Consider the following 15,748-nt stretch of genomic DNA (forward strand, 5'->3'; position numbering starts at 1 on the left):
TTCGAAGGAGTCTTCTAGCTTTTATTATTATTCTGCATAAAACCAACGTAGTTCTTTTGTTGCCACAAGCATCTTGGCATCTTGAAACACGTCATAAATATTGATTATATATTTATCATAGTTTTGAACCTTACTTTGAACTTCAGCATCATCGAAATCAATCGTTAGGGATTGGCTAGTTCCTTCTTTCAATAATGTGGTATTAGCTTCTCCTGCTTTGAAAGAAAATAGTTTGGAGTACGTTGCTTTCATTGCACTTTGGTCAACAAATTCAACTAACAACTTGTGATCACCAGCAACGAAATCATACTTTGTATCTTTCACTAGATCATATGTTAAATTAAGTCTTATTCCATTAACAGTAAAACCATTGGAGACATTCATGAATGCATTTAAACGATTGAAACCTAGATTATAACCAGCAAAAGATAGTGAAGTCAGATTCTTTTGAACAGCAGATTCATCGGTATTTTTCAATGAATAGGAAACAGGTTTTACAATTACTTTCTGCACCTCTGTTGTTCCGCCTTCAGGAGTATTGCTAGATTGTGTACCTGTTATAGACTGGCCGACAATCAATTCAAAATTTTTCTTATCAAAGTATTTAGTCACCTTGGACCATGCTGTCATGAGTACTTTTCCATTTGGCATGACTTTTTCTTTCATTTCAACAAATTGTAGTGGGGAAACCAATCCCTTTGAATCTTGGATATAACCACCTAAGTTGGCTAGTACCGCAGAACGGAGCTCTTTATTGGTTATTTCAAATTCACTATAAAAATATGTCGTTTTATCATCTTCATAGAAGTTTGTTTTTAAGACAGATACATCCGCCATTCTACCTGCGTTTGTAATTTGGTATGTTTGATTTTTTTGTTTATTTGAAATCTCGCTTATCTTTTGACCTCCAAATTGATAGAGCTTCTTGGCTGCTTCAGTAGCACTCCCAGCAGGTTCAGTTAATACGAAGGAAATAGAGTTTATATTTGTTGAATATGGAACTGGTGCATAAACCACCGTATTATAAGTGCCTTTAGGTGAAATAGTAACAGCAGAATCTAGAGAAACGACCTGATGCTCTGCATCTAGCTTAACACCATTAATAACAAAGTATCCGTTAAGCTTCGGTGCTTTCTTTGAAATGGTACTACTATTGGTAATATTGATATCAGCTGTTATCATATCATTTTCTCCCATAGGAAGACGCTGTATTGAGCTGAGCTTAACGTCATAGCTGCTATTATAGAGATAAGAACCTCCCACAGAACCAGATGTATTTATAAGTTTCATCTGATAAGCTCCTAGAACATAACCTTTTTCCTTATCAGTCACACCAGCTCGAACAAGCAGTTTTGTTGTCTCTGGTTTGATACCGTCCGGTAATACTCCTGTGAGAGTTATCACCTTTTTAATTTTAGGTAACAGTGACGTTCCCAACTGCTCCTTAGTGTAACTTAAAGGATAGGATACACCATTTGCCGTTAATAATGAGAAGCTTAACTCAGGTGCATTAATAGTAGACGCTCCGCTATTCTCGAAGGTAAAATCCAACTCTACGTTTTTGCTATCTTCATTATTACTTGTAGAGGTTAGTCCTATTGTAGTATGAACAGATTCTCCATTTATGTAGATCAATTTCTTCTGTCCATTTGCTGTTGCAACTGCAGGATTAGCTACTGGCATAGCGAAAACGCCTGCTGGTACTTCTGTCTTTGTCGTTTCATTAGTTGAAGCGGCAATCAACGAGAAGGCTTTGCCCGCCATTGACAAAGGCATTATTGTATTTAGAGTAACAATCTGACTTTCATTCGGTTGAATAATTGTATCTGTAAGAGCAGTCGTGCTAACGTTGTAGACCGCAAGAGAATCAGTCTGTGCAAAAAACTTCATGTTAGTCGCTAAATCGACATTTTTATAACCTTTATTTTCAAGCAAAACATTCATCGTTACATACAAGTTACTGTTATCTTTCGTAACTGTATATTGTTTAAGTGATCCACGGAGATTCGTATTGTTGATCAGCATAGTCTTCGCCGCATAAGCCTTCACTTTATCTGTTGAGCCAGCAGGGTAACTAATTGTACCCAATTTCCTCTCATATCCGCTAACATTGAAATCCCATTTAATAATATCGAAGGTAAGGTCAGCAATCTTAGCTGTATTATCAACAACAGCATAATAAGTTATAGTCTGAGTGGTCCGCGGTGAAATTCGACCTTTAGTCTTATCCGCTTCAATTACGGTGGAGCTATATTTCTTCCCAGATTTTGATTTCAATCGTACATAGTAGTCACGCATATTAATATCTGTCGATCCGTTATTCGTTATCGATAGGGTATATGCAAAGACCTTCCCTTGTTCTTGCATCAGAAATTGTCCATCACGGATAGACAAAGTAGCTGAATTGGACAGCTTAACTGTTTGATTAGATATTGATGTTTCTGCATAAGCAATGTCTGCTTTCAAAGGTATAAACTGTACACCACCTTGTGCTAATAGAGCACAAGTCGCAATCGTTGCTACGCTAATCTTAAACCATTGTGGTCTCACATTCATTCCTCCTGTTAATTGTTACTAGTATAGACGCATTCTATCGCCTATTTGTTTCTATATGTAAGGATTAATTATTTTCAATTATAAAGTATGTATGTGAATGGTGTATGAACAAGTAGGAGAACATAAAAAAACAGGCAGGAGATAATCTCCTGCCTGTTTGGCCAATTATTTGACTAAGTCGCTTCTACATACACAACAGCAGTAGCAGTTGTACCGTTAGTAGTCATGTAAGTCAATGTAACAGAACCTAGAATCTTAGCTGTAACAGTATTACCAGTTACAGTAGCTACCTTCGGATCGCTAGATGTAAGCGAACCAGCAACTCCAGTCATAACAACACCATATTGGTCTTTTACAGTAATAGCAACATTTGTACTACCAGTTGCACCAACAATAGTGTACTCGGATTTATCGAAAGATACTGTAGTTGCAACTGGTTTCGCTTTCGAAGCCGTTACTTCTACTTCAGCAAGTTTCGTTGAACCCTTGTAAGCAGTGATTGTTGCTTTACCAGCATCAACGCCTCTAATTGTTTTAGAGTTTACTACGTCAATGATCGAGCCATCTGAAGTAGTTATGAAGTCAAACGCATCTGTTTGAACAATTACTACGTCAGAACCGCCATCTGTTTTACCAATCAAACTTACTTCTTTTTCGTAAGTAGAATCTGTTACAGCAGCTCCAGCGTAGATCGTGCCAACAGATTTAAAGTCATACTTTTTAACATCGCTAGATTTGATAACTTCAATCGTAGTTTTAAGTGGTTTATCAGTTGCATTAAGTGCTAGATCGATTTCAACTTCCACTTTACCAACTTCACTTTCAAGAGCTGTCGCTGTTAAAGTGTTATTAGCTGCGTTAAACACCAATTTCGTATTATTAAGAGTGATGTTTACAGCTGACCAGTTTTCAATCTTTTTAGTACGGTTGTAGCTGTCAAGGTATGTGATGTTTTCAGCTTTAAACTCAGCGGAAGCACCATTTGCAAAGAATTTCGCTACATTTAGACCGTTGATGCTACGAGCTTCAGCATCTTTTTTCACATCAAGTTGCAATGTACCTGCTTGTTGATTATCTGCGTTCAAAACATAAATGTACGCAACTTTATCTGCATTTGCAGAACTAGCAAACTTAACAAGAAGCTCACCTTTTGCATTCATTTTTGGGTAGTTAGGAGCAAAAGCTGCACCCGCTGAAGTAATTGTCAATTGGCTGAAATCAACATCTTTAGGTGCAATTACTGCATCAAAAGTATCAACAGCTGTATATGGAATTACTACTTCTTCGTTAGCAACTACGATAGCACCTGGGTTGCGAAGCGAGAAAGTTTTTACTTTTGCTTTAGATTCAACTTTGAAGCTAATTGATGCAAAAGCTCCAGTCGCTGGGTTAAGAGCTGAAATTACAGCAGTACCGTGTTGTGTACCTGTTTTGAATTTCAGTACGCCATCTTTATCAACTGCCATTGCAGTAATAATAGCTGGGTCATTAATAAGGAATGTGATGCCGTTCAAAGTAACCTTGCGATCAGCAGTGCTCACCGCTTGGTAACCTTGGGAATCATTCAACAAAACTTTTCCGCCGTATTGATCGGTCATTGTATACGGAAGCACGATGTCTGTTTCACTAACAGAAATACGAGTTTTGTCTTTCAATGGCGATGGAGCAGCCAATGTGATTGCAGTAGCAGAGCTTCCCGCAACTACTTTAAAGGATTTAGAAACGTTTAAGCCGCTTCCGTAGTGAGATGCAGTAACAACAACTGTATCGTCTACACGTGTAACAGCGTCGCTGGATAGATCAATTTTGAAATCAGATGTAACATTTACAGACTTACCATAAGTAGCATTGTAAACTGTTACGTTGATTTGAGCATTTTCAACTTTTTTGTTAAATTGGTTAACAAGCTGAACTTTCAGATCTTGGCTATCCGCTTTTTGCAGTGAAGTTGCACCAATTTCCAATTTAGTAGGTACTTCATCAACAACAGTCACTTCAACTGGAGCAAATTTACCTACAGTTACAGTATAAACACCTACTGGAAGATAATTAGATGTAAGAACTACGGATTTGTTATCATCAGCAAACTTAGAAGTTACTGCGTACTTAACTCCACCGTTTTCAACTGTGTAAGTAAGTTCTTTTTGCTCATCAGCAGTAACCGCTTTGTTGAAGTTTACTGTGATTTCGCCTTTGTTTGTTTGTGTTGCAGATACTACTTTCAATTCACCAGCATTAGCTAGAGCAGCTTGAGCAGCATAAGTTACATCAACTAGCAAACCACGAAGCGCGCCAATTGTGTAATCATCTTGCTTAGCGATTAGACCAGCTTTTACTACAGCAGCTACATCAGCAGCAGCCCATTCAGCAACGTCGCCTTCAACAGGGTCACCAGCAGGAAGTACTACGTCAGCTGTTTTAAGAAGTTTTACTGCGATTGTAGCCAGTTGTTGAATTGTTACATCAGCACCTGGGTCGAATTTGTTGTTGCCTTTACCTTCAAGAACGCCAACTTCAGTTGCAAAGTTGATGAATTCTTTAGCCCAGCCGTAGCCAGTAAGATCTTTGTAACCAGCGTCTTTAACTGCAACGCCTTCTTTATAACCAGCAAGTAGTGCAACGATCTTAGCCGCTTGTGCGCGGTTCATTGTTTCGTCAAGATGTGCTTCGCCATCTTCAAATCCAGTGAAAATACCTGCTTTTACAAGTGCTTCATACTTTTCTTCTGTTGTAAGCTCTTTTTCTGCATCAGCTGCGAATGCCATCGATGAGAACATCGAGAACACTAGAGCGATCGCCACGAGCAAAGATAAACTTTTTTTCATAACCTTTTTGTCTCCTCCTCTAAATACCTTCGGTTGTTGCAATTTTTGTGTTGCCTGTGTGAAAAGTGAATTGCTCGTATTCCTCATTGTCGATTCACCCCCTCTCCAGAGTTGAGCATTAAATTAGTATAAATAATGTCTGCTGATCATGTTTAACCCTATGTATGAACATGCCGCAGAAACTTGTAAACGGAAATAGAAAAGATGATAGAGATGCTATACCACTATAACATTATACAATGGGCTATCCGTACCGTAAAGAGAAAGTTGTGAATTCATTCCAATTTGTTTCCAGTTGGATATTTCATCCATGTTTAAACGGCTTATGTAGAACATCATGTATTTAAACGCATGGCAAACAGAAAAGTTGCGCTTCTTTGATAAAAAGTTTTTAATTTTTTTAATTCTATGTACAAAGCTTGTCTACCACCTGAATATTATAGCTTGTTTACATAGATCCGTCGATAATTAAGATTTTCCATGGATAATGTTTCTCTACTATGTAGAAAAGAAAAGACCGACACGACGGCCGGCCTTCCTTTGCCTTATTTACTTGCTATAAATTTTAGGCAGTTTATTCATGTCAGCCATTACTCTTCCCATTATAATTGCGGCATCACTACGCAGAAGCTTAGCTTTCGGCTCAAACACGGATCCTGACTTAGGATTGTTCGCGTCAATGAGTGAACCGGCAATAAAGCCTTTCTTCTGAATGGCAAGTACAGCTGGAATCGAGTAGTAGTCAAAGCTTCCTGAATCTTTAAATGCTTTATCAAGACCCGCTTTCGCCTTCTTAGCGTCCGTCTCCAGCTTTAGATTCAATGCTCTCGCCAGAATGACCGAAGCATCCTGTCTCGATAGCTCAACATCCTCATCGAAGAATCCAGGTCTTGTACCACGCACAAATCCTGCACGAGCAGCCGTTTCAATATATCGATAATCATAAATGGAGTTAGAATTGTTAGCATTAGTAATCGTCTCTGGATAATAAGAGAAATGCAGCTCTCCTCCATAGTTTAACGGTGTATCAAGCGCACGAACGATCATACGAGTGAACTCTCCGCGCGTCACATAGCGATCAGCTCCAAAAATACCGATTGGGTCTATCGCATTCATGATTCCTTTAGAGTAGATAGCCTCCATAGCCTCTCGCGCGTAAGGGTGGTCATTAATGTCGTTGTAGCCGCGAGTCAGCTTGGTCACAACATAATAACCGAATTTAGTGAACGGCACGGTAATGGTATGCTTCTTCTCATCGACTACGCCGCCGATATTGTCCCATGTGCTATTGTAAGGATCAAAACGGAATACGGTAATCGTCGTCCCCGCGCTTTGTGACACATTAGTATCGTAAGAAAGCGTAAGCTTTCCTGGTGCAGTTGGAGTAAGCTCACGTCCAAATTTGTTCCAACGCTTCGCAAAGCTTTCTGTGTTCTTATCGAGTACGTTCGGGAACGGGAACGGATCTTGTCCAGTTTTTATTGGATCGAATTCTGGTGACGTTGCATCCGGGTTGTCCGCTTGTCCGCCATCTATCCAGAAGAGCGGGCTCGCTTTAATAAATTGTCTGGCTTGGTCTTGAAAGCGATAGCCTATATGCAGATTTCCTTCTGCTAAGCTGTTCGCCGAGTAGTTCGGCGGCTGGCTCTCGAACTCGTGTCGATCAATAATTCCATCATTCGGATTTGCAATCGCAAACAGGATGTCATTACCGCTGTATACTTGTCCAGAATAATCGGATGATGCGTTATAGTTCGGACGAATCAGCTTGCTATTTTTAGCAAACGAAAGTACGAGTTTGCCATCGAATACTTTATGAGAGCTTTGCATTGTCTGCAAATATTGCGCTCCTGGTATACTCGCTGGCTGGTACAGCATCTCAAACGAATTTTTAATTTTATCTTTACCGCGTGTAATCGTAAATTCTATTTTACTAGCTTTATTCGCTTTAAGATCCTTCACAGTCACACTAAACGCATCAATGTATTGCGGTGTGCTTTGGCTATAATCAATAAACTTCACTTTCTTGGCAGTTTGTTTCCCTACAACAAGCGATTCCGCGCCAGGCGATGAAATAATTACTTCAACATAGTTCTGATTGGTCGCGCGTTCTTCTGGCAAAGGCGACAATATCGAGTAAGGAATCGATACGGAATCAATCTCCATCCGGTATGTCGCTCTCGGGCCTGCTTCACCGCTGTTAAATACGGTAAACACGTAAACCTGTGAGCTTCCATCCTCTGGCATGATTTGATTAACGATTTTGAAATAGAAATATTGATCATCTACATCATAGAAGAAATCGATCTTTGCATCCGGTGTTGACACATTGGGATTTGCTACGCCGGGTGTACGATAAGGGGTAGTTTCATAGCCCGCAATCGGGACCCCATCTTTAGTAGGTGTAAACTCCTTCGATAAATCCCATTTCACTTCTGATTTCCAGTTTGGAGATGATATCGTGACAATATAATTATTCTTATCTGTAATGTTATTAAGACCGGTAATAAAAGAATGTTCGTCACCTAAATCAACAAAATCAAATGTTCCATACACATTCAATCTAGCTTCCTTAGTTGTAAACACGCTTCCTTGCTTCACAAAATTTGGATCCGTTGCCAGCGGTACTGTTCGATGAGCGCTATAAGGGTATACACCGTCCGTCTTAGGTGCCGGAATGACTGGCAAGTTCATTGGGACAACGCTGAACTTAAACGTATTCTCATAGTTATTTTTAGCTGTGCGGAATACGAATTTGATTGTGTTGTCTCCTGCTTTGTTGATTATGTTATAAATTTCAGCAGTTGTCATTGTTGGCTTGAATTTAGATTTCGTAGTACCTTGTTGCGCTAAAGGAATCTCTACGTTGTTAATATAGAGAAAGACGGATTGTTTCTCTGTTGTGGTATCTTTATATACAATTTCGGATTCAGACGCAAGATTAAACAATTGACCTTGTAAATTACCTAGTTTTTTTAGTAAATCTACATTTGTTTCTCTAACCGTATCAAAATCAATCTTCATACCTTCGACAAGGGTATCGAATTTGACATACGGTCCGTATAACAGTTTTGCTATTATTGTTTTGATCTCGGAGGATCCAGTATTTAATTTAAACGTAATGTTATTTGTACCTGCAGAAGGCAGCTTATTGATTTCAATAAACAACCTTAAAAAAGGAACGGATTGATTGTTAATCGTACGGTATACGATTTCGTGATGTGCGATTTGTTTAAATTCACCAGCGTCTTGGAGCTTATTATTAATCGTCAATAAATCAGTGTACGCGTTCCCTAGACTGCCGTAGTTACCTACAAGTACTTCTACACCCATAGGCATAGAATAAACATTGATGCCATCGCTAGGAATATCTGTCCCTTGCAGCCCTTGAAGACGACCAGGGTTAACTGGCGATGACATTCCAGGGTCGTACCCCGATAAATAGTTGATGTCGTAAATATAAGCTTTTAAACTATCTCTAATAACAAACGCACTCCAGTCACCGTTTTGGAAAGAGGTGCCGTTCGGAGCTATTAATCGAAATTGATTCATTTCATCAAAAGCTAACTGCGGCAAGCTAAATGTGTAAGATACCGTTATAAATTTCGTCGTTGCATCAACAGGGTTAGGTAAATAAGAAATACTACCTGAATCTGCATACGTCGTAGAGGTAACGGTTTGACTCTGCCTTTTCACTTCTATCTTAAGCATTTTCTCTAACGCAGTTTGAATCTGGCTGTCAGGTACCGCTTCAGCCAAGTTACCATCGCCATCAAGATCAGCCAAATCACTTAACGGCAGAGGCAGAATGACTTTTCCGCTAATCTTGTTAGCTCCTGCTGCAACGCTCGTAGTCGAAAAGTTCAAATTAGGTTCAATCGCTACGACTTGTGGTGTCGCTGCTGAATCCTTCATCTTCAAATCGTAGTGAGTAACTTCACCGTTATAAAACGCAATCTCGCGAGTCGTTTCGACGACTTGTCCATTGTTGTGTACCTTCAGGATGACCTTATTCATCCCTTTCTGGATACTAAGCAAGGATGTACTGAATCGACTGTCGGTTGAACTCGTCGATACGTTAAAATCATAGGTTCTGCCATTGATATCGATAGATACCTTCTGTGCGTTCGGTGCTTTACCGGAAATAACGATCTCACCGGTTTTTTGTACGATTGGAGCCGTTGAATACAGCATAGTCGGCATATCTACCGGCACTGCATAATCTTTGTTCTCAAAAGTAACTTTTAGATCATACAGCATAGGGCTGTTTCTGTACTCAATATAAATAGATTCGCTGACTGAAGAAGCTCCTGCAATTCCTTTGAGTGTAATTTTGTTCAAGCCCGGGAAAAGAGTAAGATTGGAAATAACCAAGCTGTTATCGCCTGTAGATGTGGAAATTCCCGTTGTAATTTCTTGCGTTTTAACTCCAAGCTTTTCCTCAATGCCGTCCCAAGTAATTTGTTGCACGTTATAGCTGATTGAATTGCCAACTACTCCGTTAATTGTTCCTTCGAGCTTAACCGATTGACTGGAGACGATACGAGCATTCCCCGGAGCGGACTGCTCGTTAGCAAACAAGAAATAGGAACCTGCAGCTGTTACCGTTTGCGGTGAGCTGAACGGCGGTAACAAAGTAATTAATAGTGCCATTGTAATAATGATAGAAAGTAATCGTTTCAAAACAATGTTCCTCCTTTATGTATATAACGTGCTTGGGTATTAGAATGATGGTTGAATAAACGATTGCGTCAGCTTACTTGCGAATAAGCCTTCCTCCCTTTTCCTCCTTAGTCAACACTTGTCCCTCTACGCAGTAAGAGTCGCTGACCGCAGAAAAGTTCTGTACTGTTGTTATCGGTTCTAAACTGTCAATTTTTTAGTCGATTGTGGAATTTCAGACAAAAAAAAAACTCCGAATCCCTTCCGGGACTCGGAGCTTGCATTATTTCGATCGCGATTCCGCGTCTACCTTAAGACGAAGCCGCATGCGATTCAGGAAGTTGATAAGCGGCCTGCGCGTCTTGTCGACGATGCCAGTGACCTCGGCGCCGATTTGCAAGAAAATCATGAGCAGGCAAATAACAGCAAAGGTTATCCAATTCGCCGCGCTCGATTGAACGACTGCTGATTGAATGATGGCTAGCGCGCCGAACACGGCGCTAACGCCCCAAATAATGAGTACCGTGCGACGGTGGCTAAAGCCGAGGTCGCGCAGTCGGTGATGCAGATGACCTTTATCAGGCGCGAAAATCGGTTTCTTATTCACATAGCGACGAACGATGGCGAAGAACGTGTCTGAGAGCGGAACGCCAATAATAAGAAGCGGCGTTACGAAAGAAACGAGCGTTACTTGCTTGAAGCCAAGCATCGACAGTGTCGCTAGACTAAATCCGAGAAACAACGAGCCTGAGTCACCCATAAATATTTTGGCAGGATGGAAATTGAATACGAGAAACCCGATAATACCGCCGAGCAGCAATGTGCTGAGCAAGATGACCGGCTGGAAGCCCATTAGTGATGCCATTACAACGATTGTTGCGATCGCAATGCCGGATACACCCGCAGCTAGCCCATCAAGGCCGTCTATCAAGTTAATAGCGTTTGTTACACCGACAATCCACAGGATCGTAATTGGAATACTAATCCAAGCGGCAATTGGCTGCATCGATTCTCCAAAAGGAATGTTCAGCAGGTCGATCTTCACGTCAAAGCCGAATACAACGACACATGCAGCGGCAACTTGGCCGAGCAGCTTCACTTTGGCTGATAGCTCGAAACGGTCATCAAACGCACCAAGAATAATAATAATCGTACCGCCAACCAAAAGAGCATAGATCATGTTTAAATCTTTCGGACGAAGCAGACCTTCCGGAATGAACGGCGACATGATAAAAAATGCTCCCACGAACGCAACATAAATAGCTAACCCGCCAAGACGCGGCATAATGCGCGTGTGAACCTTGCGGTGATTCGGTTTATCGATTGCACCTACTTTAAATGCGAATTTCTTCACTAGCGGTGTCATTATGAGTGCTAATATAAGAGCGATAATAAATCCAATTGTATACAGCAAGCCAACAGGCATGTGTTCAACTCTCCTTTTTCTTTCTACCGAAGTGAATTATACTCCGATTGAAAAAGAAACACCACTCCCGTTTTCAACCAATTTTCACGGTTTTGGCCAGATTTTCATGGTGTAGAACGATGTTTTGTTATGTTTTCTTTGTCGCGAAGCACTTTCACGACGAATTTCGGCAAAACAAGCATTCTTTTGTAGCGTTTTGGCTCCTGCAATAAGCGATAGGCCCATTCCAGCTTAAGCTTCTGGAAAATAATTGGAGCACGCTTCAGCTTGCCTGAAATGATATCGAAGCTTCCGCCTACACCCATAATTAGTGGCACTTCGAGCTTCTGCTTAAACTTGACGATCCACGGCTCCTGCGTATCCGCGCCGCGTGCCACGAAGAGCATATCTGGCGCGGCTTGCCTAATCGCTTCCACCACTTCCTCGTCCTGATCTGCTCCGAAAAAACCGTTTCGATAGCCGACAATTCGAATCTGAGGATATTGAAGCTGCAGCTTCTCTGCCGCCGCCTCAATAATTTCTTGAGAAGTGCCTAGCAGGTAGACCTTCCATCTACGCGCTTCACCTTGTTGCATGAGACGGTGCAGAAGATCAAAGCCTGTCACTCTCTCCGTTACCGGGTTTCCAGCATGCTTGGCGGCCCACACGACTCCTGCTCCATCCGGAACGATTAAATCAGCACGATTCATCATCCTGTAATAGTTCGGATCATCAACCGCAGACATAATCATAATCGGATTAGCTGTAATGACATGTGTCAGACTTCTTTCTTCTATAGCGGCAGTTAAATAGCTGACCGTCTCGTCCATGCTCATTTTCGAGAAGGGTATGCCATATATCGGCACGGTTTGTAGTTGTTTCGACATGAGCAAGTCACCTCAATATATGCAAGCGTAAACGGCTGTCGCCGTCCTTACGGCAAAAGCTCGTTTCGCGGAGAATTATAAGCCTAATTTAAATGTGAAACTTATAAAGTCTTATAATTTTAACGCAATAGTTGTACGATATGTTGCGCTGGTTTTTGGGATTGCTGTTTTAACAGGTCAATTGCTTGGCGGTGCTGTGCCTGCCAGCCCGCGCGATCATTCAGCAACGCGCACGCGGCATCAGCAAATGCTTCAGCATGCAGCTCCTCAGTCGTGCCGATAGGCGTTAATCCTAATCGATGCAGGAACTGATCGATTTTGGGGTCATAGGATAAGCCAAGCATAGGCACGCTTTGATTGGCGGCATAGATGAGCGCATGGAGGCGCATGCCGAACAAAGCGTCACACCGGCTGACCTCCAGCAGCATTTGCTGGGGGTCGTCGCCGGGCGCGGCTAGCTCGGCGGTGGAACCGTCGCCGAGCCGGCCGCGCAGCCGTTCCAGCACCAGCTCCGACGATTCTGTGTCGGAGGGGGTGTGGAACGGCAGGAAGCGCAGCCGCACAGGCATGCGCTTCGACAGCGCGACTAGCGCTTCGGCGGCGCGCGCTAGGTCGGCGCCGTCGGCGCGCCAGCGCCGCAGGGAGACGCCGACTAGCGGCGGCTCGTTAGCGCGGAGCGCTTGCTCTTGACCTAGGCTCCTACTCACCTCAGCCGCCTCACTACCCGCTGCCGCGCTTTCCGGCAGCGGAAGCCCCATCACCGGATCGGGTACAACGTCGATCCGATCCTGCGGCACGCCAATCCGCCCAAGCAAAGCGGCGGATTCCGCGTCACGCACGGACACGTACGCGCTCCGCTTCATGACGTGGCGGATCATTGGATCCATCCAGCGGCGGTTAACTGGCCCTATGCCCTGCGAATATGCGAAGGTCGGTTTGCCAAGTAGCTGAGCAAGCTTCATGACTCCCGTGTAATACGGTATCGTCTTCGTCCCTGTGGCATCCTGCAGCAGGCTTCCGCCGCCGCTGATAAGGCCATCACTGCTGCGCAGCGCCCTCAACAAATCAGAAGGATGCATGCGGCGTACCGATTCTACGCCGTACATTTGGCTGGTCCATGCAGGATCAGCCGATAACACAATCGGCTGGATTTTCACGCCATGCGCCTTTCCCTGCTCTTCGAGTGCGAGCAAAATAGAAAGAAGCACAGCCTCATCACCGCTATTACTAAAACCGTAGTATCCGGAAATGACTATCCGACGAATTTGCGTTTGATTGCCGGTGCCCATTTACGTAATGCTCCTTCCATAAGCTGCCACACAATAATTAGAATACACCCGATGATAATACCCGCGCCTAAACCAAGCAATACGCGAATTGTTGAAATATAAAGCGGCGTATGAAGATGTGCGAAAGTGTCTACCATCGATAGTTGTCCAATCGAACCTACAATAACGAGCAGCCATGCCGCACGGTAACGTAGTGATAGGAACAATCCAAGAATGAGCAGCGGATGCGACAGTAAAAATTCCTTGAAGCGCGGTCGTACACCAAAAGTCGATTCCAGCATGTTACGTATGATAAGCTCGATAGAAGTCGCATGTCCAGCATTACCCGTACGAGATAGATAATAAAAACCAACCGCACCAATAACAACGGCGAGTATAACCCACATCAAGGTTATAGGCTGCATTAGCAGCTTACGAATGCTTCCAATAGTCGATTGCCCATTGTAGAAAAATACATAAATAGCTACAAGAGCAATCGGAGCGAGATGCAGCAGGCTAACCCCGCGGAATTGCTCCAATACATAGCTGTACGTAATGTTATTCAATAGACCAAATATGATCGGCACAGCACTGAGTGAGATTAAGGAAGCAACAATAAACCAATTTAACGCTATACCGATACGGCGGCCCACAGAAAGACTTGGGAAAACCCACTTCACTTGGCTGCTGCTATCGGACAAGCTCTCCGCTTGATAAGCAGCTTGTGAAGCTTGGCTGCGACCAACTGACCAATCTTCGCCCCCAACGATACGTCGGTCACCAAGCGTTCGGGAATGAATACGATTCATGACCCAAATGAGACCAAGTGTCGGCGTACTGATTGCCGCGCCAAGCGCAAGCGCCTGTTCCATTGTCGAGCTGTTCAGCACATACAAACCGGCACTGCCGATCACTCCCAAAATAAATACAGGAATGTATACGCCTGGTATAAACGCGCCCACAAGAAGAGTGATAAATGCAATTGCTCCAACTGCCACGACTCCACGAAGAGGCTTCGACCATGCTGGCTGCTCATAATCGTATGGTTGAGGTACACCAGGTTCGAAGCCGGCATCTGCGAGCTTAGCAATAACCCCGTCACTTCCGCCAAATGCATCAGTCAGCTTGTCCAAGGAATTTACGATCATCCCTTTACTCGAATCGCCTTGTACAATCCCGTTAATAAAGAACATACGAATATTACGATCCTTCGACGCTAATAGAAAACGATCCGTAATTCCCTCTGGCGTCATTTTCATGCCATCCTCAGGGGATAAGGAATATAACCGTACTACGTTATAATCTGTATAAAATGCTAATTTATTTATGCCCTGCTGTGGTTTTTTTAAATTTTCAATGGTTGCGATACCCATATCATATTTATTTAACAACTCGGCGAATTGCTGAAGAGTATTATTTTCCGATGTATAGTCAGACGCGCCTTTAACTTTTTCACCATCAAACAATACACGGTTAACACCGTAACCCTTAAGTTCACCAAGCAGTTTATCCGTAGCAACGCTATCAAATGGCAATACACGATCAGAAAAGCGCGGCAATATGTTAAAGCCGGCATCGTGTATAGCCTGCAGCGCCATTGGATCAGGAGCCATCGTCTTAAGAACCGCATCTGAAACAGAAAGCTCTACAATGATCCCGTTGCGTCCGTCAAACGTCCAATCGCTATACTTGGCACCTACACGATCAAAAGTCGAGCGGATGATCGGTCCGATCATCTCTTCCTCTTGCTTGCCTGTAAATAAAATATAAGTAAAGTTCTGACCGATCGGTTCCAATTTATTTTGAAGCAACGCCGCGTCCTTAGAACTGTAATACGTTAATCTGCCTGATTGCTGCAGCTCCTTAAGTGAACTTTCATATACCGCCATCGTAGTAAGGCCGGCTTCCTTCATCTTCACCAATTGCTCCGCAATAAAGGTCTGCGGTCTTGGTTGAAGCTCAGCTACATCCACAATATCCCGGTAATCAAATACATATTCTACTTGCTTCGACGAATCCTCCATCTCCATACGCAAAGCACCAATTGGCAAAGCTGCTACCACGCCGACTAATGCAATGACCCAAAGACAAAGTCTAACTCGTCTATTCCATTTCTGCCATCCTGAAAGCACGGGACTCCTCCGT

7 protein-coding genes are annotated in these 15,748 nt (G+C 42.9%); all 7 read right to left on the bottom strand.

The window, feature by feature from the left end; all coding sequences use genetic code 11:
• Positions 1–27 precede the first annotated feature (27 nt).
• Positions 28–2,550 (bottom strand): hypothetical protein, encoded by a 2,523-nt coding sequence (locus AC0YN7_RS23740; protein WP_475812513.1) that lies wholly within the window; start codon positions 2,548–2,550, stop codon positions 28–30.
• A 179-nt stretch (positions 2,551–2,729) separates the two neighbouring features.
• Positions 2,730–5,468, bottom strand: coding sequence for an S-layer homology domain-containing protein (locus tag AC0YN7_RS23745; RefSeq protein WP_475812514.1), 2,739 nt, complete (start codon positions 5,466–5,468; stop codon positions 2,730–2,732).
• Positions 5,469–5,930: 462 nt separating this feature from the next.
• On the bottom strand, positions 5,931–10,064 hold the full coding sequence (locus AC0YN7_RS23750; RefSeq protein ID WP_475812515.1) for an S-layer homology domain-containing protein: 4,134 nt from the start codon (positions 10,062–10,064) through the stop codon (positions 5,931–5,933).
• 262 nt (positions 10,065–10,326) lie between these two features.
• On the bottom strand, positions 10,327–11,469 hold the full coding sequence (locus tag AC0YN7_RS23755; protein WP_475812516.1) for a glycosyltransferase family 4 protein: 1,143 nt from the start codon (positions 11,467–11,469) through the stop codon (positions 10,327–10,329).
• A 104-nt stretch (positions 11,470–11,573) separates the two neighbouring features.
• The gene (locus AC0YN7_RS23760) at positions 11,574–12,335 is read right to left on the bottom strand and encodes a WecB/TagA/CpsF family glycosyltransferase (protein ID WP_475812517.1); all 762 of its coding nucleotides are present in this window, start codon (positions 12,333–12,335) and stop codon (positions 11,574–11,576) included.
• Between the two features lie 119 nt (positions 12,336–12,454).
• Positions 12,455–13,624: a polysaccharide pyruvyl transferase CsaB gene (gene csaB / locus AC0YN7_RS23765; protein WP_475812518.1), complete on the bottom strand. Its 1,170-nt coding sequence runs from the start codon at positions 13,622–13,624 to the stop codon at positions 12,455–12,457.
• Positions 13,588–15,735 carry a DUF5693 family protein gene (locus tag AC0YN7_RS23770; RefSeq protein ID WP_475812519.1) on the bottom strand — a complete coding sequence of 716 codons (2,148 nt, stop codon included), beginning with the start codon at positions 15,733–15,735 and terminating at the stop codon, positions 13,588–13,590. The genes csaB and AC0YN7_RS23770 overlap by 37 nt, the downstream gene beginning before the upstream one ends.
• Positions 15,736–15,748 lie beyond the last annotated feature (13 nt).

This window comes from Paenibacillus sp. J31R122 (assembly GCF_056269185.1).

Bases quoted from the DNA above. Each gene is read 5' to 3' on its own strand.
- csaB (WP_475812518.1), bottom strand. From the start codon at position 13,624: ATGGGCACCGGCAATCAAACGCAAATTCGTCGGATAGTCATTTCCGGA.
- AC0YN7_RS23745 (WP_475812514.1), bottom strand. From the start codon at position 5,468: ATGAGGAATACGAGCAATTCACTTTTCACACAGGCAACACAAAAATTG.
- AC0YN7_RS23760 (WP_475812517.1), bottom strand. From the start codon at position 12,335: ATGTCGAAACAACTACAAACCGTGCCGATATATGGCATACCCTTCTCG.
- AC0YN7_RS23755 (WP_475812516.1), bottom strand. From the start codon at position 11,469: ATGCCTGTTGGCTTGCTGTATACAATTGGATTTATTATCGCTCTTATA.